The 22243-nt window shown below is 37.5% G+C and carries 21 protein-coding genes; 8 read left to right on the plus strand and 13 right to left on the minus strand.

From position 1 onward, the window contains the following. Positions 1 to 5: 5 nt before the first annotated feature. Genes BMS_RS06830 through BMS_RS06840 form a run of 3 tightly spaced genes read left to right on the plus strand, consistent with a single transcriptional unit; the run spans position 6 to position 1972 of the window. Positions 6 to 752 carry an SDR family oxidoreductase gene (locus BMS_RS06830; RefSeq protein ID WP_014244078.1) on the plus strand — a complete coding sequence of 249 codons (747 nt, stop codon included), beginning with the start codon at positions 6 to 8 and terminating at the stop codon, positions 750 to 752. Next, positions 752 to 1174, plus strand: a complete 423-nt coding sequence (locus BMS_RS06835) for a 3-hydroxyacyl-ACP dehydratase FabZ family protein (RefSeq protein WP_014244079.1) — start codon at positions 752 to 754, stop codon at positions 1172 to 1174. The genes BMS_RS06830 and BMS_RS06835 overlap by 1 nt, the downstream gene beginning before the upstream one ends. A 3-nt stretch (positions 1175 to 1177) precedes the next feature. Continuing rightward, complete coding sequence (locus BMS_RS06840) at positions 1178 to 1972, plus strand: enoyl-ACP reductase FabI (RefSeq protein WP_014244080.1); 795 nt, start codon at positions 1178 to 1180, stop codon at positions 1970 to 1972. A 34-nt stretch (positions 1973 to 2006) separates the two neighbouring features. On the opposite strand, the gene BMS_RS06845 is transcribed toward BMS_RS06840, so the two are convergent. Beyond that, entirely contained in the window at positions 2007 to 2738 is a 732-nt protein-coding gene (locus tag BMS_RS06845) for a glutathione peroxidase (protein ID WP_014244081.1), read from the minus strand. A 314-nt stretch (positions 2739 to 3052) separates the two neighbouring features. On the opposite strand from BMS_RS06845, the gene BMS_RS06850 reads away from it, so the two are divergent. Continuing rightward, a complete protein-coding gene (locus tag BMS_RS06850; protein WP_014244082.1) occupies positions 3053 to 5173 on the plus strand; it encodes a hypothetical protein in 2121 nt (706 codons plus the stop codon). A 62-nt stretch (positions 5174 to 5235) separates the two neighbouring features. Beyond that, a complete protein-coding gene (locus tag BMS_RS06855; RefSeq protein WP_014244083.1) occupies positions 5236 to 6729 on the plus strand; it encodes an HD-GYP domain-containing protein in 1494 nt (497 codons plus the stop codon). On the opposite strand, the gene BMS_RS06860 is transcribed toward BMS_RS06855, so the two are convergent. The 9 genes from BMS_RS06860 to BMS_RS06900 form a co-directional block, all read right to left on the minus strand. Further along, entirely contained in the window at positions 6719 to 7696 is a 978-nt protein-coding gene (locus BMS_RS06860; protein WP_014244084.1) for an NAD-dependent epimerase/dehydratase family protein, read from the minus strand. The two genes, BMS_RS06855 and BMS_RS06860, sit on opposite strands and share 11 nt — an antisense overlap. Further along, a complete protein-coding gene (locus BMS_RS06865) occupies positions 7693 to 9321 on the minus strand; it encodes a fatty acid CoA ligase family protein (protein WP_014244085.1) in 1629 nt (542 codons plus the stop codon). Before BMS_RS06865 ends, BMS_RS06860 begins: the two co-directional genes overlap by 4 nt. Beyond that, positions 9321 to 10199 carry an alpha/beta fold hydrolase gene (locus BMS_RS06870; RefSeq protein ID WP_197536763.1) on the minus strand — a complete coding sequence of 293 codons (879 nt, stop codon included), beginning with the start codon at positions 10197 to 10199 and terminating at the stop codon, positions 9321 to 9323. Before BMS_RS06870 ends, BMS_RS06865 begins: the two co-directional genes overlap by 1 nt. Then, on the minus strand, positions 10196 to 11227 hold the full coding sequence (locus BMS_RS06875) for a 3-oxoacyl-ACP synthase III (RefSeq protein WP_014244087.1): 1032 nt from the start codon (positions 11225 to 11227) through the stop codon (positions 10196 to 10198). The genes BMS_RS06870 and BMS_RS06875 overlap by 4 nt, the downstream gene beginning before the upstream one ends. A gap of 13 nt (positions 11228 to 11240) precedes the next feature. Beyond that, positions 11241 to 12620 carry a phytoene desaturase family protein gene (locus BMS_RS06880; RefSeq protein WP_014244088.1) on the minus strand — a complete coding sequence of 460 codons (1380 nt, stop codon included), beginning with the start codon at positions 12618 to 12620 and terminating at the stop codon, positions 11241 to 11243. Positions 12621 to 12664: 44 nt separating this feature from the next. Continuing rightward, complete coding sequence (locus BMS_RS06885; protein ID WP_014244089.1) at positions 12665 to 12919, minus strand: acyl carrier protein; 255 nt, start codon at positions 12917 to 12919, stop codon at positions 12665 to 12667. Between the two features lie 10 nt (positions 12920 to 12929). Further along, on the minus strand, positions 12930 to 14159 hold the full coding sequence (locus tag BMS_RS06890) for a beta-ketoacyl-[acyl-carrier-protein] synthase family protein (protein ID WP_014244090.1): 1230 nt from the start codon (positions 14157 to 14159) through the stop codon (positions 12930 to 12932). Continuing rightward, positions 14156 to 14818: a GbsR/MarR family transcriptional regulator gene (locus BMS_RS06895; protein ID WP_014244091.1), complete on the minus strand. Its 663-nt coding sequence runs from the start codon at positions 14816 to 14818 to the stop codon at positions 14156 to 14158. Before BMS_RS06895 ends, BMS_RS06890 begins: the two co-directional genes overlap by 4 nt. Positions 14819 to 14966: 148 nt before the next feature. Then, on the minus strand, positions 14967 to 15392 hold the full coding sequence (locus BMS_RS06900) for a hypothetical protein (RefSeq protein ID WP_014244092.1): 426 nt from the start codon (positions 15390 to 15392) through the stop codon (positions 14967 to 14969). A gap of 131 nt (positions 15393 to 15523) precedes the next feature. Here BMS_RS06900 and BMS_RS06905 point away from each other — a divergent pair, with 131 nt between their 5' ends. From BMS_RS06905 to BMS_RS06915, 3 genes are all read left to right on the plus strand, one after another. Further along, entirely contained in the window at positions 15524 to 16591 is a 1068-nt protein-coding gene (locus BMS_RS06905; protein ID WP_157868254.1) for a porin family protein, read from the plus strand. 88 nt (positions 16592 to 16679) lie between these two features. After that, the gene (locus BMS_RS06910; protein ID WP_014244094.1) at positions 16680 to 17342 is read left to right on the plus strand and encodes a hypothetical protein; all 663 of its coding nucleotides are present in this window, start codon (positions 16680 to 16682) and stop codon (positions 17340 to 17342) included. Positions 17343 to 17361: 19 nt separating this feature from the next. Further along, positions 17362 to 18072 (plus strand): sensor histidine kinase, encoded by a 711-nt coding sequence (locus BMS_RS06915; protein ID WP_052590607.1) that lies wholly within the window; start codon positions 17362 to 17364, stop codon positions 18070 to 18072. Here BMS_RS06915 and paaZ read toward each other — a convergent pair. The 3 genes from paaZ to BMS_RS06930 all read right to left on the minus strand — a co-directional run bounded on the left by paaZ (position 18069) and on the right by BMS_RS06930 (position 22129). Then, positions 18069 to 20108, minus strand: coding sequence for a phenylacetic acid degradation bifunctional protein PaaZ (gene paaZ, locus BMS_RS06920; protein ID WP_014244095.1), 2040 nt, complete (start codon positions 20106 to 20108; stop codon positions 18069 to 18071). The genes BMS_RS06915 and paaZ overlap by 4 nt on opposite strands. A 125-nt stretch (positions 20109 to 20233) precedes the next feature. After that, the gene (locus tag BMS_RS06925; RefSeq protein WP_014244096.1) at positions 20234 to 21136 is read right to left on the minus strand and encodes a ParB/RepB/Spo0J family partition protein; all 903 of its coding nucleotides are present in this window, start codon (positions 21134 to 21136) and stop codon (positions 20234 to 20236) included. A gap of 159 nt (positions 21137 to 21295) precedes the next feature. After that, complete coding sequence (locus BMS_RS06930; RefSeq protein WP_014244097.1) at positions 21296 to 22129, minus strand: DUF4423 domain-containing protein; 834 nt, start codon at positions 22127 to 22129, stop codon at positions 21296 to 21298. Between the last annotated feature and the right edge of the window lie 114 nt (positions 22130 to 22243).

Here is a 22243-nt window from a genome sequence, read left to right on the forward strand (position 1 = left end):
AATAGATGATGAATTTTAATTTTAATGAAAAAATTGTAGTTGTGACAGGCGGAACTCGTGGAATTGGAAAAGGTGTGACAACAGCATTCTTAGAAAATGGTGCTAAAGTTATCGCGACCTATACTTCTAATGATGAAGCTGCGAATGCGTTTAAAGACTCTTTAGGTGAGTTAGCCAAGAATATAGATTTAAGAAAGTTTGATGTCTCTCTTGAGAGTGATGTGACTGATTTTTATAATTACTTAGAGAGTGAATATGAGAGAGTTGATATTTTAGTCAATAACTCTGGAATTAGAAAAGACCATGTCTTAGCTTTAATGCCAAGCGAGGATTGGGATAAGGTTCTAGATGTAAATCTTAAGGGAACTTTTCTTATGACTAAAATGGCCATTCCTCTAATGATGAGAAATCGTTTTGGACGAGTTATTAATATGAGCTCTGTTGGTGGAGCACTTGGGCTTTCTGGTCAGGCGAATTATGCAGCCTCTAAAGCGGGTCAAGTGGCCTTATCAAAGTCTTTATCTAAGGAAGTTGGTAAGAAGGGTATTACTATTAATAATATATGCCCTGGTTTTATTGAAACAGAACTTATTTCTGACTTACCTGCTGAGCAAGTTAAAGAGTATAAGAAACAAGTTCCACTTAAACGTTTTGGTAAGGTTGAAGAAGTTGCAAGTGCTGTTCTGTTTTTAGCTAGTGAGCACGCAGCTTATATCACAGGAACATCTCTTGAAATAACTGGCGGTCTTTAATGTCTAAGTTTAGTGCTGAAGTCCTTGAACTACTACCACAAAAACCTCCATTTCTATTCGTAGATAAAGTTATTGAAAGGGGAGAGGGTGTCATTACAACTTCTCTGACATTAACTGGTGAGGAAGATTTCTTTATGGGACATTTTCCAGGAAATCCAATTATGCCTGGTGTTTTACTGCAAGAAGCTTCTTTTCAATCGGGTGCTCTTTTAATGGCCTCTCTGTCTGGAAAAGGACTAGGAGTTGTCACTAAGGTGAGTAATGCAAAGTTCAAAAACTTTGTGAAGCCTGGTGATGAATTAATTATGCAAGTGAGTCTTGTTGATCAAGTGTCCAATGCTTACTATATGAAGGCCAAGAGTACAGTGAATGGTAAAGTGGTTATGGCCATTGAGTTTAGTTGTGCACTAATTGAGGAATAGAAAATGGATTTTGGTTTTAAAAATAAAAACTTTGTAATATCAGGTGTGGCAAATCGTAAGAGTGTTGCCTACTTTGTTGCTAAAAGCCTAAGTGAGTCCGGAGCAAACCTTATTCTAACTGTCCAATCAGAGGATCATTTAACTAAGGTTCAAAAACTTATCCCAGAGGCACTCACTTATATTGTTGATGTTGAAAATAGTGATGATATTTCAAATTTTGGAAAAGAGATTTCAAAATTAGGTCGAAAGATTGATGGCTTTCTTCACTCTATCGCCTTTGCCAATTACTCAGAAGGTATTAAGCCTTTTCATGAAACGAAATTAGAAGATTATTTACAGGCAACTAATATTTCTTCATTCTCCTTAGTTGCCTTATCTAATACTCTGAGACCTTCTTTTAGTGAAGATGCTTCAATTGTGACTGTATCTATCTCTGATACAAGGGCCACTAGTTATGGATATATGGGTCCTATTAAGGCCTCTCTCGATGCCACAGTGGCGTACTTAGCAAAATCTCTAAGTGCTGAGTCAAGAATTCGATGTAATGCTGTTTGTGCGGGACCTTTGAAAACTTCTGCTTCAGCTGGAATTCCAGGCTATATCAATAATTACCTCTTTGCTCAAAGTCTTACTTTAAGAAAAGAGAATTTAAAGACAGCAGAAGTCGCGAATACTATTTCATTCTTATTGAGTTCTCTTTCAAGTGGAATTAATGCAACTGGTATTAAGGTTGATGCAGGTATGAGTTGTAATCATTTTGATGCTGATGTTGTAAATACAGTAGCAAATAATTTATAAAGAAAGCCTCGCCCGTAGTGGGCGAGTTCTCTTTCTATGAAAAATACTTTTCTAAATCATCACTTCCACCAATTCTCTTTCCATCTACAAATACTTGAGGAACCTTTCCTTGCCCTGTAAGTGCAGCTAAAGAAACACTGGTCGCATCTCTTCCAAGAATCACTTCTTCAAAGTCTAGCTCCTTGCTTCTTAATAACTCTTTCGCTTTTGTACAAAAAGGACATCCCGGTTTCGTGATAACTGTGATGGCCTTTGGAAGCTCTGCTTTATCATTAATGAAGGCAAGCATTGTATCAGCATCACTGACTTCAAATGGGTCACCTGGCTTATCTGGTTCAATGAACATTTTCTCAATAACTCCATTATTTACAAGCATTGAGTAGCGCCAAGATCTCTTACCAAATCCTAAATCTGACTTATCTACTAATAGACCCATCTTCTCAGTAAATTCACCATTACCATCCGCTAGTAGAGTTACCTTATCTGCTTCTTGACTTTCTCCCCAAGATTTCATCACGAAGGCATCATTAACAGAGAGACAAACAATTTCGTCGACACCTTCTTTTGCAAAAGTCTTTGCTAGTTGATTATAGCGAGGAAGGTGAGTGGAAGAGCATGTTGGTGTAAAGGCACCTGGTAGTGAAAACAAGATGACTTTCTTATTCTTGAATAAATCATCTGATGCAATACTTTGTAGTCCTTTTTCATTTATTATTTTAAAGTCCGCACTTGGAATTCTTTGTCCTTCTCTATTTTCAAAACTCATTTACGCCTCCTATTCTTTGCGTTTCATTCTGATATATAGTTTATAAAAAATGGCGATATAGTTAAAATCGAAATAATCTAAAGAGCGATAGATATTCTCAATCTTGTAAGTGTTTGATTCTTTGTTTGTTATTTTAACAAAGAATTAGCTAAATAGGTTAAAAATGGGGAATTTCTCATATTGCTTAACCTATATATTAAGTCAACAATTGAGCTGTCCGAAAAGTCTATGATAGAATTCACGAATCGCTGATTGTTATACTGCACGTTTGATCACTAATCATCAGTCCCACGAATTCTGTAATAGGTAGTGAGATGAAATTAGTGCAGTATGTTCTTATTAGTGTCATCCTATATCTTTCCACAAAGGTATTGGCACAAGAAGAGAGCTTCGAACATTTTAAAATCGTAGACAAAGAGAAGCTTCATTCTCTCTATGGTGATGTGTTTGTAGGCCTCAAAAGTTCTGACATCGAATTAAAAGATGATAATGCTCTCTACCGAAGTATTCTTAATGAGTACTCTAATACCTATGAGAGTATTGGACAGAGGCAAGCAGCAAATGTCCTAAACGATAGAAATATCTCTGTCTTTGGAGGACTTAATAATATTGGAATTAAGTATTCAAAAGACTTCTTAGATTTCTCTATTATTGCTGGAAGGACTGTGGCCCCTGATTTATTTAGTGATGATAAGTGGATCGTTACAGATGAGTTCACTATTGATATCAACGCCTCAAAACTGCTTTCAAATTTAAAGGATCAAGGAGTAGTTGACTTCAGTGAAAAGCAATATGCAGCTTTTGCTGGAGTGAGCTTTAAGAGAACGTTTAGATCTGTTCACTTTGCTGATAGTTATGCAAGTGGACTTACAATGCACTTTGATAAGCTTTTCTTATCCTTTCAAAAATTTACTAATAAAGAGTATTTAAATTTATCGGAGTATGAATTTCTTCAAAAAGAAGATTTCATCTCCCTTAAGGCCGGAGCAATTGCTGGGGCACCTATTTATGGACCTATCGTTGGTAGTGCAGGTGTCCTTGCTAGTTATGAGTCCCTATCTCGTGTTGATATACAAGCGGTTCATGACAATGAAAAGACAAGTGCTCATGAAAAATTAAGAATCAGTATGGAAAAGACTAAGTCGGCCAGTGTAGGTATCTCGGCAAGCATTGGTCTTGAGTTTTTAAAGCTTCTTAGGATGACTCTTCTTAAGTATGACTTTACATATGAATTAGAAGATTCAAAGAAAACGTATCTAAGCTTCTATGAACAAGACTATGAAAGACTTAAGAAAGATAGCTATTATGCTGCTCAAGTTGATAGAATCTTAAGGTTTAGAAAGTCTGATCTCTATGTCTTAAAAGATAATATTGTGAGTCTTGAGCAGAGAAAAACTGAGAAAAAGGAATCAAAGTATAGTCTTCTCTTTTGGGGAGGACAAAAAGAAGCAAGTACTCAGCAGATTGAAATCGTCAAAGAGGGAAGCGTTCATAGATTTTTTAAACACTACTTTGAAAAAATCAAATATAAGCAGAATATCTTCTCTCGCCTCGTTTCTGTATTAGTTAAGTCCCTACTTAAACTTGATACTGTAATCAATAAAGATAGTAGTGATTCTAAGAAGGTTATTGTTGAGTATTCCGCTGATGAAAATTTAATTGAATCTAAAGGTGATGTTGATATGAAGACTGAGGAGAAAGTCTCTATCGGTTTCTCTCATAACTTCTTCACATCTTCAACTCAGGGTAGAACAAAGAAGAGTCAAAAGAAGGTTGCGCTAGAGATACTTAATAATTACTCAGGTGTTGATCCCCTCGCGATAAAATTATTTGAGAGAGATCAAATCGTTGGTCCAGTTAAAATAAATGGTGATTATAAAATCAATCGTGACGGGCTTAATTATCTACTTAGCTTCAAACAAAGTGATTTGAAGAATCGTTACTACTCTATGTGTGGAGCAAAATCTAAGGGGATTTTTAAGTGGTTTAGAAATCTCTTTAATAATTGCCTCCATAAGATGAATAATTCATCAAAGAAATTCTATACCGAGTGGGCCCTTAATGATTTCACTGGAGATTTATACACTTATTGTAAGAATAAAACGAAGAAGTATAGCTTCTTTAAGCGCTCTAGAAAGAGAAGAAAGTGCATGGAAGAGTATTCATATAGGAATAACCCAAGTGATCTGGCACAAGTTCCTCTTTGGAGACTTAAAGATATCATTCAAACAATTTATTTAGAGCATAAGAATAAGACACAAATTCTCTCATTCTTTGGACATAATAATGTATTTTACTATGGCAATTTTCAGGCCAAAACCTCTACAGGTAGTCCTTTTGTAAGCTATTTTAATGAGGGGAGATTTGATGGTCTTGGAGTTGTTGATAATTTTCGTAGAGAAAATAACTTAAGAAGTCCTGCATCTTTAGAATAAATTAATAATTGTCAGCTAAAATTGGCCATATAAATACCGTAGAGAAGTTCATAGGGTATTAAATGGCCGTAAGTTCAAAAGTTATATTAATTAGTAAGAAGTCTACATTTTCAGATCTTGTGACATTTTCATTGCAAAGTAATTACAACTTTGAAGTCACTCTTCTTTCTGAACAGGAAGAGTTTCAATCTGCAATAGACTCAAAAAATCAATACGCTCTAGTCGTGTGCGATGGCTCAATTCCACTTGGAGAAAGTGAAGATATATTCATCTCTTTTTGCGATCATAGATTAAATATTCCATACTTTGTTATCGGGAATCAGGAATATATAAGCACCTTTAAAGGAAGAGGCCCTGAAGTTTTTAATAGAGATGATTGCCTAAATGAAATGAATGACTCTCTTAAGAAGTATTTTGTAGAAAATCCGCTTGTTTCACCCAAGGATTATTGTCCAATAGATTTTTCAATTCTCACTGCTTTTGAGGGACTAAGTTGTGATGTCTATATTAAGTTGATTACTGGTAGACATCTGAAGATCTTTAGAGAGAGTGATTTGATTGTTGAAGAAGATGTGAAGAAATACGAGTCAAAAGGAGTGGATACTCTCTATCTCAAAAGAAGAACTGCTCACTGGATTCTAAAGCAGGTAAATTTAAACTTTAAAAAAGTTCTAACAGCGATAGAGAGTGGTGAGAAGGTTGAGATTAATGAACAAACTAATTCGAGCAATAGTTTCGCTGATCTTGTAAATGAAATAAAACAAGAGAAGAATAGTGAAAAAGAGCAAGAAGAAGCTGAAGAAGACTCAAGTGATAAGAAAGAGCAGAGCTTTGCAGACCTTCTTGCGGAAATAAAGAATGAAAAGGCCGCAAAGAAAGAGAAGAAGATACAAGAAAGTGTAGATGGCACTTTTAAGTTATCAGATGAGTTCAAAAAAGACATTGATAAGAAAGTTCATAAGGCCATTAAGGTTATGACTAAGGCCAATAACTTAAAGAAATTCTTCCAAAAACTAAGTGTTGATAGAAATCCTGATCAATACGTTAAGATTCATATTAATCTTCTTTGTAAAATCACTTGTGCGATTGCAGATATAATGGAGTGGAATCACGAATCTACTTTAGAGAAGTTAATTTATGTGAGTTATATGCACGATATAACCATGGTAGAGATGCCACATGTTGCCCGTATAGAAAATATGGAAGCCTTTGAGAAGATAAAAGACACTTTGAGTGAGACTGAGCAGAAGATGTATCTTAATCACCCACAAATTATTGCTGATATGGTGCTAGAGACTGATGATTACCCTGTAGATGCTGAAAAAATTATTCTTCAACATCACGAGCTTCCTGGTCAGAACGGATTTCCACACAAGATTCAAACTACACGAATACTTCCTCTTTCGTGTTTATTTATTATTGCTCATGACTTGGTCGACTATATAATTGAAAATCCTGAATGGACTCTTGAGGAGTATATTCCTATTTGCAAAGAGAAGTTCTCTGGGCCAGGGTTTACAAAAATTATTCGTAAACTACCGGAGCTTAAGGCGTAATTCTTTTAAGTGATTCTTCAATACCAATGTCTGGGTGATAATTAAAATCATTCACAGCTTTATCGTGCTTGAAATAGTGACTTTTCCCAAGTTGTAGAGCAACAAACCTTGTCATTGGTGGATGAATATTCCAGATCTTAAAGAGGCGCAGAATCTTCTCAATGATAGTTCCAATAAAGTAGGCCTTCTTAACTGAGATGGACTTTGTCACTTTCGATTGTCCGTTGACCTCTAAGATTTTATTAATAAAGTCCCAGAGATTGACGGGTCTTTCCTGTGCTATAAAGTAGGCGCTTCCTGCTACAGGAGAGTCTACACTTAGTTTTTCAAAGGCCTGTATATGAGCTTTGGCGGCATTCTCTACATAAATAATATCTACGAGATTTTCACCATCACCAATTCGCTTGAGCTTCTTCTTCTTTTGCGCTTCAACCAGTCTTGGAATGATATTCTTATCTCTTGGACCAAAGATGAGGTGCGGTCTTAGGGCGCAAGTGAGAAATTCTTTTGAGTTTTGTTCTAAAACAAATTGCTCTGCAAGCATTTTAGACTTTGCATAGAGGCTAAGCGAATCATCAGGGTAGGGAAGTGATTCATCACCATTTATTATATCTCCCTCTCCAAAAACTACACTAGGTGTAGAAGTATAAATGAATTTCTTAATAGATTTCTTTTTGGCAGCATGGACTAGGTTCTTCGTTCCTACCGTATTTGTCTGGTAAAAATCATCCCATTTTCCCCACATCGCTACTTTTCCTGCAACATGGAAGATCGCTTCAATCCCATCGAGTGCAGCCTCAATTGATTCAGGGTCATTGAGATTTCCAGTTCGAGTCGTAACTTCAATTTGATCTAGGTCAGCATGGTGGGTTCTTGAAAAATTATAAACTTCATGGCCAAGACTCTTTAAATCTCTCGCTATATAGAAACCTAGAAATCCACCTGCACCAGTAACTAGAATTTTCATTGTAGCTCACCTCTGCTTGCCATATCTCTTAATTTTAATCGATCAATTTTGATATTATGTCTCACATCAACAGGGAAGTTGTCATGAAACCAAATGGTTTTAATTTCTTTTGTATGATCATAGGCCTGCCCCATCTTTAGAAGCTCTTCTTTTAGGGCACTGCTTTTCTTTGACTTGTCTCTTAATTGCACAACGAGTTGAGGCTCTTCGTATCCACCTTTAACGATTCCAACCAGAGCACTCTTTTCTACATTCTCATGTCTATTAAATATCGCCTCACATTGAATCGAGCTCATTAGGCCTTTCTCGCTTTGAACTCGGTGAGTCTTTCTTCCGCAAAACCATAATTGGCCATCATCATCTAAGTATCCAATATCCCCAATACGATGCCACAAACTCTCTCCATCATAAATTTTTGCCTCAAGGGTTTTCTCTGGCATTTCAAAATACCTCTTAGTTACTGTTTCACCCTTAACAATAATTTCTCCAATTGCGCCTCTTTGGAGCTCTTTCATATCATCGATAGTTGGAATTATTTCATCTGTGATTTCTATGATCTTTATTTCCACTTCATCAATCGGAGCACCAACGCAAGTTCCAAGTCCTTGTAGCGATTTTTGAGCAGTATTCTCTAAAAGATACTTACCTGAAATATTTGCTACTGGAAGAGATTCAGTTGCTCCATAAGGAGTATAGGTAGTTCCGCCGGTTAGTACCTTGCTAAAATCGGCATGAATCTCTTTACTCACAGGAGCGCCAAACATAACCATATATTTAACGCTTGGAAGAGTTAAATTATTTTGGACACAGTACTTAGCAACTTTATCCCATATTGCCGGGGAGCCTGCTACGAATGTGGCCTTATTATCTATAATATTTTGTATGAGTTTTTTCGGGTCTGCTTTGGCCGGCTTAGATGGATCCATATCTGGTATACAGCTTGTCATCCCCATGGCGATGGTAAAGAGAGCAAAGAGTGGAAACCCTGGTATATCAGTATCTGCAGGTGTTAGAGAGAATATCTTTTGTAGCAACTCTGTTTGCTTAGAGAAAATTCTATGAGTATATTCCACTCCCTTAGGGATGCCCGTTCCTCCCGAGGTGAAGAGAATGGCCGCAAGCTCATTTTCATCTATATCCGATTGGACTGGGGCACTTGGATAACTCTTTAGCTCTTTTAAAGACTTTAGTCCTGGCCAAGTAAGTGAACCTGTCGTGATAAAGACTTCAACCGATTTAAAAGCATCTCTTTTAAATAATCTAAGAAAGTGAACAATAGGAACTGCTATCAGGGCCTTAGGCTTCACTTGCTTAATTGATCTTAAAAGATTTTCCTTTCCCATCCCTGGATCTATGAAGACGGGAACAATACCAAGAGAGAAGAGTGCAAATGTAACTGCTGGGAAGTCTAGACCAGGTCTAATAAAGACTATGGCCTTATCTCCTTTCATGAGACCTTGGGCCTTTAGGCCATTAGCTATTGATCTAGATCTATCAAGAAGATCTTTAAAGCTAAGGGATTCGTAGTGATATTCACCATTACTCTTTCTACCTTTGGGTGCTCTAATTGCATCTTTAGTAGGGTGTTCTTTAGCTCTTTGTTCCAGCAGTTGTGCAATATTCATTAAGATTCTCTTAGAAAATTAAATATATCTTTATTGATCTCTTCTTTGGCATCCTCTAAGACGTAGTGTCCAGCTCCGCTAAAGACTTTTGTCTCTGCTTTTGGGTAGATCTCAGTCCATCTCTTAAAGAATTGCATATTAAAACAAAAGTCCTTCTCTCCCCAGAGAATTAATTTAGGACACTCTAGAGTGCTTAAATTATTTTCAATATTTTTTAGCGTACTCCAACTTGGGTGTTGGTCATCCATTGGGATATCTCTAACAAATCTTGCAGTCGCAATTCTATTTTCATAATTATTGTAAGGTAGAAGATAACCTTCTTTAACGACTTGGCTTAGACCTTTGCTGGTGGCCATAAATGTCGCAGGCCATGCAAAGGCATTAAACTTTCTAACCATCCACTCCCCAAAGATTGGGTTCTTACATAGATTAATTGTCTTTGGAATTAAGTTCGAGGTAAAGGCCGCGGTATTTAGGATTACGGCCTTCTTTAGATTCTTAGGCCTTCTTGTACCAAGTCCCATTCCAATGGCTCCGCCCCAGTCATGAACAATGAGATTAAAGTCTTCAATTTTTAACTCATCAATAAGAGATTCAAGATTATCTATATGGTTCTTTAGGGTGTAATCATAGTCTTGTGGCTTATCTGAAAGGCCACAACCAATATGATCAGGAACAATAACTCGAAAATTTTCTTTTAGTGTTTTAACTATATCTCTGTAATAAAATGACCATGTCGGATTTCCGTGGGCCATAATAACTACAGGGCCTTCTCCTTCATCTAAGTAGGAAAGGGTGTGCCCTGAGGATAATTTTAATTTCTTTGGCTCAAATGGATATTCTTCCCTCAATGAAGCGGGGATACTTATAGCTCTCACCACTGTACTCCTAACATTATGGAAGTAAGTCCACTTCCTATTCCAAGGAGGGCAACTTTCTCGCCCTTCTTTATCTTTTGTTTTTCACTTAATTTTGCAAGAGTAATAGGAAGTGCGGAGGAGCCAGTATTTCCTAGAGTCTCATAAGTTGTAAAAGTTTTATGATCTTGTAGCTCCATGGCCTTCATGGTTAAAGTTTCATGGGCGGTTCCAACTTGATGACCTACAACCCAATCTATATCTTTATTCTCTAGAGAGAGTTCTTGCTTAGTCTTAGTCCAATTCTTCTTGGCAAGTTCTAATCCGTGCTTAAGCAATTCTTCTGAGTCTGTTTCCATCATCAGGGAAGTTGTATCTCCATCGCCCTGACAAAGTATATTTGCACTAGAGTCTGTACAGACAGCACCACCAAGAATTCTTGGAGCATCTGGCGCGAGAGAGCTATCACATAGGAGATAGGCCACTGCTGCAGAACCAATCGTTAGATTTGCTATATATTTTTTTATACTCTTTCTTGTTAGCGTTTCATCATTATTGAGATGCTCGATTGTTTGAGTCAAGAGTGGTCCACCATTTTCGCCAGAGACAATGAGAGCATACTTTATTTGACCAAGTTCAATCATATTAGAGGCCATGGCCATGGCATTGACAACACCAAGGCATGCATTAGAGAGATCATAAATCATTGCGTCTTCATTTAACTCTAGATTGTGATGTACAACCGATGCTGTAGATGGTTCTAGAAAGTCACGGCATACACTTGCGTGAATAAGAAGACCAATTTCATTTCTATTAATACCAGATTTTTCAAGTACTCTTTCTGCTGCTCTTGTTGAGAGTTCACTTGGTCTCATTCCATTGGCCCAAAGACCTCTGGACTTTATTCCTGTCATTAACTCTAATCGTCCAGCAGGCAGATTGAGCCTCTTATAAACTGGAGCAAGCTTTGTTTCTATATCGTCTGATGTAAGAAACTCATCAGGTTCTAAGTAATCAAAGCTATGTATTGCGACTTTTGTATATTTCATTCTTAGTTCCTATTTAGTCCATTAATCCGTAGAGATTTGCCATTGATATTCCTGATAGCATTGAACCTACAATTCCTAGGAAGCCTTGATCTGTCCCACAAATATAGAGTCCCTCTACCTCAGTAGAGCCATCTCTTGTCTTATCTGTTGATCCATAGACCGTACCTCCAAAGTGGCCAGTATATTTCTTTATTGTTGTAGGGGAGAAGATATCTTTAAAAACTATTTCTTCATTCCACGCAGGCATAATTTTTTTAGTAAGCTGGCAGGCACTTTGAAAGACTTTTTCTTTTTCTTCTTTATACTGTGGTCGCTCAAGCTCATTCCACAATTTGAAGTTGGCCATATTTGTAATTCGAACCCAACCCTCATCAAAGTCATCGTGACCAAAATTATTAGGGAGACAAATCACTGCCGACTTATCGTCAAAGAGCTCACTTGGCTCTCGGTAAAGATACTTTGGTCTATCGTTATAAAAGATAATTGTACTGTCGAGGTTAAGCTCTCTTGGCTTTTTATCTAAGACAAGAATACTCTCACAGAAAGTCATCTTTCCTGTTGCAGGAGTTGTTCTTGGATTCATTCCCTCTACTACTGAAAGTGTTTCAGGATATCCCATACTGGAGATGATTTTATCACATAGAAGCTCTTCACCACTTTTTAATGTGAGGCCTACCACTTTACCATCTCTTGTGTTAATTCTTTGAACTTCACTTCTAAAGCGAACAATTTGCCCAAGATCTTCTAGCTTTTTGAGTAGAATATTAATAATAGTTCTTACTCCACCTTCTGGTCTTGAGAAGCCTTCCATGTAAATACTTTTAAACATGATGACAAATTGAGAGAAGTCCATGTCATTTTCCCAAGCTGATCCATAGATGAGTAGGGGACAGAAAATCATTTCTAATAATTCTTCATTGGTTATATATTTTCTAACAACTTCTTTGGCCAAGATATGTTCATTATCTAGTGCCGTCTCGCTGAAGTCATTTATATGTTCTAATAATTTATTAAAACCATCTACTTGAGATGGAAAGTACTCGGCGATCTCTTCAATAAAGTCATTGAGATCGTTGGTAAAGCGCAGAGTTGTTTCTGGGAAGATAATCTTTGAATGTCTCTGGGGTGAGAGCTTTAAGTCTTCATAAGGTATTCGTAATTGTTTAAGAAGTTTTGAAAGAGGCTTTCTTCGCTCACCTTTTTCAATATAATTGGTAAGAGCGTGCAGCCCAACGTCGAAGTCTCTTCTGGCCCTCTTGTAATAGCTATTGAGTCCACCTGAGATGACATGCTTTTCAAGAAGTAGAACTTTCTTATCAAACATGGCGAGTCTTATGGCCGCGGCCATGCCACTCATTCCTGCGCCAATAATGATGACGTCGTATTTTTCCATAGATAAAACCTTAAAAGGGCCACGCTAATGTGGCCCAGTTATTCTTATGCTAGTGCAACAAACTTTGGAGTTAGGTACTCAACACAGCTATTCATACTTGCTAGCTGAGGATAATCTTCCTGAGGTACTTCGATCTTATGTCTCTTCTTTAATTCCATTACGATATCAAGGAAGTCCATTGAATCTAAATCTAGTTGATCTCTAAGCGCAACGGCATCATCAATAGTTGTTACATCATCATCTAGAGCAACGTCAGCGATAATATTTAATACATGTTCTCTTACTTGTTCTCTTTCCATTGTAGTCCTCCTAATGGATATATTTTTTTACGATTAATGAAGAGTTAATTCCCAGCATGCCAAATGAATTATTTAAAATATAATTCACTTCCTTTTGAACTTTCTCGCCATTAACGAGATTTTTCAAATTACATTTTGGATCTATATTTTCAATTTTCTTACATGGGTGGATAAAGCCATCCTTAAAACTAGGAAGATTACCAGCTAGCTCAAGTGCCCCGGCAGCTCCCATAGCGTGGCCAATAAATCCTTTGGCGCAATTTACATAAGTATTGTCACTATAACCAAAGACTTGGCTTACAGCTTCACACTCTTGGATATCACCCATCTTTGTTCCCGTTGCATGAAGACTAACGATATCAATATCACTGACTTCAAGTCCGGCCTTTTCAATGGCCCTATTCATACATTGAATTTGTCTCTGTGTATTTGGAAGAACAAAATCACTAGCGTCACTATTAGAGTGGAAGCCAACGATTTCAGCGATGATCTCTGCCCCTCTTGCTTTAGCATCTTCTAGTCTTTCTAGTGTATAAATAGCTCCACCTTCTGAGATGACAATTCCATTTCTATCGACATCTAAAGGTCTTGTAGCTAGAGTAGGGTCTTCATGTTCCCCTAGGGCCCCTTGTGCTGCAAAGGCTGCAAAGATACCAAAGGTTTGAGGAGATTCACTCACACCACCTGCTAGGGCAATATCAACTTCCTCTAATTGAAGCATTTGTGCTGCCTGAATAACTCCTAAGTTTCCAGCCGCGCAAGCCGCACCAATAGTATAGTGAGGTCCAGTAATATTTAAATTAAGTGTCACTTCACCTGCAGGGTTGTTGGCAACTGTTCTAGGGTTGTGATGATGAGACCAGAACTCTGTATTTAAATCATTTTGGTAGAGGTCATGGATTTCATTCTCAGTTTCAACGTTACCGTGTTCTGTAATACCAAGATAGACACCAACTCTATCCTTATCAATATTTTCCCAGTCTAACTTGGCATCGACGATGGCCTCATTAGCACAATAGATGGAGATGGCACCGACTCTAGTTCCGCGCTTTCTTGTTTTCTTTGACTGATACTTAGCTTCATCAAAGTCACAAAGTCCTGCGGCCCTAATTCCCATATGGCGAATTTCTGTGTGAGTAATTCCAGACTTACCCTCTAATAGAGCATTTCTAAATTCATTGATATTATTTCCATTTGGAGCAGTAAGGCCTACACCAGTGATGACAATTCTATGTTTCATTTTGTCACTTCTCCCGATAGTCTTTCCAGACCACCTTTTAATTTATTTGTTAAACTCTTTTTGACTTGATCAGTAAGATTGGCCATAGGTACAACTCCCGAGGAGAGTAGGCTAAGGGTCTTAGGTAATTGCTTTACAATTTGAGGGTACTCTTCTGGCAGTTTACTCTTTGTAAGCTCTACAACGAAACTCATAACACTCTCGGCGATCTCACAAGTTGAGATGATAGACTTGAGCCTCTTGGCCCTTGGATCATTGTCTGAGGAGATTTCGTTAGATATTTTTTCTAGGCGAAGGGCCATATGCTTAAACTCTTGGATCGTTTCTTGTTCTCTCTTTCTAAAGACACTTGAGACAATTTGTAAGCTATCTTCTTTTACTGAGTGGACTTTAACTCTTCTTTCAAACTCTTCTTTCTTAACATCTCTAGATATGACGGCCCCATAGTGAGTAAGGACTTTAAGAGCATTGGAGACTGCTGGTTGTGAAAGTGAGAGGGTCGTTTCAATCTCTGAACTCATTAAAGGTCTCGGTGAGAGGACTAGGAGTCCATAAACTGAGCCCTCAATTCTTTTAAAGCCAATCTGATTGAGAAAGTTTTCAAAAACTGGTAGCTCTTTTAAGAGAGCTTCTTCTACAATTTCTTGATCATTCATCACTTAAGTTCCCGTAAATTTTAATTTATTACAAATATGTAATATATAAAATTTTTAAAATATTAGACTAGAGTGATGCTGACACTACGTCAACGAGAACCGTTAAAAATAGTTTCTTTTTAATGTTAGCAAAGCGTTGAATTAGAGTGGCTTAATCAAGTTCTATTATTACGAGAGACTTTGAGTTTAGTTTCGGTCTACTTGGAAGCACTGCAACTGAATCAGGATTTTCTTCTACAAATTTTAGGATGTCTTGAACTTTTTGAATTTGCTTTGGTGGATGGGCCCTACCTGAGAAGAGCTTCCTTCGCCAGTAGGATAGAAATTGATTGGTATCCATCTCTACAATATTCATTAGAAAAGTATCGAAGGCCTTATCCTCAATGGGTAAGTGAATTGGCTGAATTCTAGAGCCATTACTCCAAAATAATTTACTACCGAGATAGATATCTTTCACAGTTTCTCTATCAATACTCTTAATTTCTGAATTCTTCTTACTCACAACGAGATAGTCTTTGGCCACTAGGCCTTGGCAGGAGAAGAGAGTAAAAAATGTAAGTATTAATTTAACCTTCATTTAGTAGTAAATCCAACTATAATTATTTGTATAACTTTATGATAGCAGTTAATATTGTTTAGTACACAACTATTTAGGTTTATATGAGAAATATAATTTTTATTTTTAGTTTTTTATTGTCCTCACACTCTATGGCGCAATTTGATTTTAATCGAATTAACTTGAATGGCTTTGGAACTTTTTCTTTTTCTAGAAGTACTAGTGACAAAGAGTACGTCGCCTATGCTGGTCGAGTAAAGAATAAGAATAACTTTGTTGCTGGTAGTAGGGCAGGTTTAACTTTAAATAAGCGCTTCGATGATCACTGGGATTTCACTCTTCAGTTTTTGGCCAAGCCAGATAGAGATGGAGAGCTCTCTCCTCAAGTTGATTTATTTCAGCTCACTTGGACTCCATACTCTATGTTATCAATTAGAACAGGGCGAGTAAGAATGCCGCTTTGGATGATCTCAGAGTATTACGAAGTAGGTGCCTTAATACCTTGGATTAGACCACCAGATGAAGTGTATGCAAGCTTACCTCTCGAAGAATTAAATGGTGCTAGTGTTAATTATAAGATGGAGAAGGGCGCTATTCTTGCTGAGTTTGATCTCTATGGTGGTGCAGGGAATATGAACACAGATGGCGCATCCTCAATTCGTGGTGAATTAAATAATGCAATTGGTGCTAGCTTCTCACTAGGGCATGATCTTCTTTCTCTTAGAGTTTCATACTTACAAGGTACCTATACTGCTGATGTCTACACGGATGCCATTTCTGCCAGTTCTACACCTGGTACTTCTATTGTCACTAATACAAGAAGCTCCCTTGATTTAGGACATACTTACTTTCTCTCATTAGGGCTAAAGAGTGAGATCGAGAATCTCTTAATTATGAGTGAGTACGCCAAGTGGAAGTCATCCGCTAGTATTCTAAGGGAGAACCAAGCTTACTATATTCTTGCTGGTTATTACTTCTTAGAAAAGAAACTACTAATGAACTTTACTTATTCCGCTCTTACTAAATTAGACTCTCAGATTAATTTCTATAGCGGAAGACAGAAGTCGAAAACTATTGGTGCTAATTACCATGTTAATTCCAATATTGTTCTTAAGCTTCAGGATAAGATCATCTCTCCTGAAGGAGTGACTTTCTTTGAGAGTGACCCAGGCAGAAGTGATATTCATATCTACGAATTTGCTGTGGATTTTGTCTTTTAAAATCAATAAGTTAATAATTTTTCCACATTTCTACTAAATAATATATGTGATATTTCCGACAAGATGAGTAGGTTAATGTGGGAATTTTATGAACCAAAGAGAATTATTGCCAAAGAATTTAATTATCTTCGCAGTACTCATTAGTATGGTGTACTTAGTTGGTGTGCTCTTTTTAACTTTAAAGCTCTCCTCTCATTTTAAATCTATCAATGATACACACTTACCCCTTCTAGAGATGAATGCAATTAATATTCGAATAGGAGATTCTCTAACAAGTCGAACCAAGGGGCTAATACAAGATTATAATTCAAAAGATTACGAAGAGTACTTAATCGATAAGGATTCTCTTAAATTTAATTTCATAAATTATAAGCAGACATTAAAGAACACCCGTCTCAATTTCTCATCTAAGGATGCATTTAACAGAGACACGCTCTTTGATATGGAAGAGAAAATAATTGAATTAGCTAAGGATTCAAAGAAGAAAGAGGCCTTAGCAATTTTCAATTCTAAGAACTACCGAGAAGAGCAGACGCGCTTTACTACTTCTATTCAGATTATTGCTGAAAAACTAAGTGGACAGCGAGATTTCTTTTTCAAAGAGCAGGTTCGCATTATTCAAATGGGGATTATCTTTTCAATTATTACATTTGTTATTATAGCTCTAGCGTGGAGTCGAGTGTATTTGGCCTATAGAAGAAATTCTAAAGAAAGAAGTAGAGCCCTTAATGAATTGAATCTAGAGAGTTAAATCTTCTCATAATGCAAAGATGGCCTCTCTTGGTGAAATGGCCGCCGGACTTGCCCATGAAATTAACAATCCTCTCACTATTATCCAGGGATTTTCTGAACGTCTTCTAAAGATGTCTGAGCGAGAGGAATTAGATGCTCCTAGGATAGAGAGATATTCAGAGAAGATTTATAATACGACAAAGAGAATTAATACAATGATTCAGGGGCTGAAAGTCTTCTCTAAAAATAATAAAGAAGTTGATTTAAAACTTTCAAAAGTCTCAGATATTATCGAAGACACCCTAAGTTTTTGTAGAGAGAAATTAAAATCAAGTGGAATTGATTTACATATTATTTGTGATGAAAAAGAAGAGGTCTATATTATGGCCAGACCTGTAGAAATTTCGCAAGTCATTCTCAATTTACTTAATAATGCTTTTGACGAGCTACAGGGAAGTGATGAGCTCATTCACTGTTGGATTAAAATTGAAACTAAGCAAGACGAACACTTTGTCTATATAAGTGTTGAAGATAGTGGTCTAGGAATTAGTGATGAGCTAAAAGAGAAGATCTTTGATCCCTTCTTTACGACCAAAGAAGGGAGTCATGGAACTGGGCTCGGCCTTAGTATCTCAAGTACCATAGTAAAGAAACATGGTGGCCAATTCTATTTGGATAATAGTGTGACCACCGAATTTATTATAAAGCTTCCTCGACCTAAGAGTGATGAGCTAAAGGCAGCAGCTTAATTCTTCTTTGCAACGAGAGTAAGAATTGTCGCTAGGGCAACGACTTCATCAGTTTCATCGCTAACTTCTACTTGCCACTTTACAACACCTCTAGGCTCTTCACCTTCACGGGCCTCTTGATCAATTTTTTCCTTACACGTAAGCTTTACACTAATTGTGGCCCCAGCGTAGACAGGCTTGATAAATCTCAACTCATCAAGGCCATAATTTGCGAGTACAGGCCCCTTTCCTGGATCAACAAAGAGTCCAGCAGCCGCCGAGATAATAAAGTATCCGTGGGCCACGCGTTTTTCAAAAATAGTTCCCTCTAGTGAGGTTGTGTCTGTGTGGGCATAGAAATGATCCCAACTAACATTGGCAAAATTTACTATATCTGTTTCAGTAATTGTTCTCTTATGAGTTTGATGAGTATCTCCAATGCGAAGCTCCTCAAAGTACTTTCTAAATGGGTGAGTGCCTGGATCTAATTGCTCACTACCTGGTTGATAGACATTGGTAAGGGCAGTAAGTGTTGTTGGATGACCTTGGATTGCAGTTCTTTGCATATAGTGATGAACACCTCGAATTCCGCCCATCTCTTCTCCTCCTCCGGCCCTTCCCGGTCCACCGTGAACGAGTTGTGGCATTGGAGAGCCGTGACCTGTAGATTCTTTTGCACAGTCTCTATTTAAGACGAGCATTCTACCGTGGCTTGAAGCTGTCTCTAGAACAATTTCAGTTGCAAACTCATTGTCGTGAGTGACGACTGAACTCACTAATGAACCACCGCCCATGTGAGCAAACTCAATTGCTTCTTCAGTTGAATTATAAGGAATAATTGTGCTCACTGGTCCAAAGGCTTCAGTTGAGTGAACAGCGCTAGCTTTCATTGGGTCTTGGCATAGAAGAAGTGTTGGAGATACGAATGCTCCCTTATCAGCATCAGCACCTAAGATTTCCTTTGGTAGACTTCCACCATAAATGAGTTCGCACTCATTTCTAAGCTCACTAATCTTTGCTAGAACTTCTTCTCTTTGGTCTAAACTCGCAAGAGGACCCATGCGAACATCTTTATTTCTAGGGTCACCAATTGTAACTTTTTCTAGTCTTGCACTAAGAGCTTTGCTCACTTCCTCGACGCTTTCACTAGGAATAATAATTCTTCTTATGGCCGTACACTTTTGACCGGCCTTAATAGTCATCTCTTTTGAAACTTCTTTAACGAAGAGATCAAATTCCGGTGTTCCTGGTTTTGCATCAGGACCAAGGATTGATGCATTTAGGGAGTCGGCCTCTAGGTTAAATGGAATATTATGATTTAAAATATTTTCATGAGACTTAAGCATTCTTCCAGTGTGTGCTGAGCCCGTGAAGGTAATAACATCAGAGGAAGTCGCATGGTCTAAAATACCTGATGCGCTACCCATAACAAGTTGTAGTGATCCTTCAGGGAGAAGCTTTGAGTCAATAATTTCTCTAAAGACAACTTCTGTTAAATAACTCGTTGCTGTTGCTGGCTTAACAATGGCAGGCATACCCGCCAAAATATTTACAGCTATTTTTTCTAGCATTCCCCATACTGGAAAATTAAACGCATTAATATGAACGGCACAGCCTCTCTTTGGTGTCCAAATATGGTGACCAAGAAATGTTCCATTCTTACTGAGGTGCTCAGGGGCACCGTCAACTAGAAACTTCTCATTTGGAAGCTCTCTTCTTCCTTTTGATGAATAGACGAAGAGGTTTCCAATCCCACCTTCAATATCAATCCAGCTATCAATCTTTGTAGCTCCTGTTTGATAAGAGATAGTATAGAACCTCTCTTTGTGCTCTAGGAGGTGAAGAGCGAGTGCTTTAAGGGCGCGTGCTCTTTCGTGAAAAGTCATATTTCGAAGATTCTTATTTCCAATTCTTCGACCAAAGTCGAGCATTTCTCCAAAGTCTAAACCTTTAGAGCAAACACTTCCTATGAGATTTCCATTTGAGGCGTCGAGTAGATTTGTTCCCTCTGTTTTTCCTTCGCTCCATTGTCCAAGAGCATAACTTTGTAACTTCATATTGATCCTTATTTGACTTATATTTTATGCAGTAAGTGTATAGGAGAGTGGGGTGGTGTGACTAGAAAGAATGCGTCATTAAAGGTGCTCTTTAGACATGCTTAAGAGCACCAAATTAAGTTATATTAGTTATAGAATTCCATTAATTCATCAATTGATGACTTAAGTGAAGCAAGCTCTTTGAGAGCATCTTCTCTCTCTGGGCCATCTACAAATCTATTTTCAGTAATAACTTTAACTAGAGATCTATTTAGTCTCTTTGTTGTATTCTTTATGGCCTTGAAGTCAGTTGTAAGTGGGTCTTTGGCCAAGACTTTTTCAATTGCTTCTTTCGCCCCAACATTTTGTACTTCTTTCACTAGGTCTTTAACAACATTAGAGGCCTTCTCTCTAATATATGGAAGAATTTCTTCTTGAATATCTTGTGGAAGCTTAATTAATTCATTGGCCTGTGTCGCGCCAAGCTCTCCATTAAGTCTAGCACTTTTAACACTGTGAGAAGAGTCTCTATCTCTAAGGATCGCTGCCTTTATGGCCCTTTCACTTAAGCCTGTTTTCTCTGCCGTATCTTTTACAAAAGTTCTTATTTCTGCCTGCTCAGTTTGGGCCATCATCTCTTCATTAAGCTCTTCTTCTACAACTTTCTTCTTTGATGGTCTGGCCAGATCCTTAATCGTGATTTCTTCTACTGACTCGGGGTTTAGTTTTTCATAAATCTCTTTTCCTCTTCTGAGGCAATTTTCAAATTCTAAATCAGTTAAGTTCTTTCTAACCAAGTTCTCATCAATTGAGATGAGCTCTTCTTTTAGGTCTCCTTCATCAACTTTAATGATTGGTACTTCTTCTCTTCCCATTTGCTTAAGGGCCGAGTAGCGTCTTCCACCAGCGATAAGTTTATTTTCTTGGTTAATGATTAGTGGACTAATGAGGCCAATATTTTCGATACTCTCAATAAGTGTATCTACGTTTGTATTTGTTCTGAGATATTTATTTTGTACGATGATGTCAGTGATGGGCATCATTTCCATAAGTGTGTCTCCATTTTTGTGTCATTGTGTGTGGCGAATATTTGAGCAGAAGGAGAGTGTTTTGGCGAGTCAAAAAAGATTTTTCTTTCTAACACCTAAGCTACTAAATGAAATTTCGTGAGGATAGTTTTAGAAAACAGTATCTTGGCGCAAGGCGTACTAATCGGAGTCCGTTAGGGGGAAGAATTGGATATTGAGCTGATACACTTCGTCGGCAGGGTTTTGCTCAATTTCTTCTGAGAACTTCATTTGAAATTCTCTAATTAATTCTTTTGCCTTGGGTAAGTCTTCCCTTAAAACAGAAAGGGTAGAGGCATGGAGCGCTCTCTTATTCTTATCGATATTAATCGCCTCGTAGGAATTTTCCATTAGACCCTTGTGGTAGGCCTTCGCTGCATCCATAGTGACTTCTTTAGTAGGGTGAATTGCACCCACTGCAACGAGAGTTTTCTTTCCTCCTATTTCACTTTCTTCTAGGAAGTTATTTTTTAGGAGAGCAGATAAGAGTTTATTGGCCTCATCTTTCTTTATTAAATTATTTGTTCTCTTCTCTACCCATTCTCCATCTGGTGTGAAGTCCTTAAGTTGAGAGAGCTCTTTTATACAATGGGCCTTCCAGTTAAAGAAGAGATCAACTTGTTCTGTATTCTCTTCGCGCAGAGATTTTAAATCTTCATTTTGCTCTAGTAGTAGAATCGTTAAACTTGGATCATTCTTACTACTCTTGGCGATCTTAACCAGTTCTTCAAAGTAGTAAGACTCTTTTGAATTGAAGTTAAAGTAGTTAATGAGGGAGGCTTGAATTTTCTTTCCCGCATGCCTCTGTCCATTGATAATCATGGTGATAGAGGAGATGCTATTTAGACCAAGCTTTGAAGCCCATAATCCAAATGACCATGAAGGATTTACACGCTTTTTCATATCGTTAAAATCCCGTAAAAATTCACGGTAATCACTATATTCGAATATATTAAGTTTCTTCTCTTTTTCCATAATTCTAGAAACTTATCGTTACTTTACTAATAGGACTTAAATTTATTTCGCATCTTTTGCGAATAATTCACAAAATTTGCGCAGGAAAACTTGACACGATTACTCAGAGGTAAT

Source organism: Halobacteriovorax marinus SJ (assembly GCF_000210915.2).
Lineage (GTDB): Bacteria > Bdellovibrionota > Bacteriovoracia > Bacteriovoracales > Bacteriovoracaceae > Halobacteriovorax > Halobacteriovorax marinus.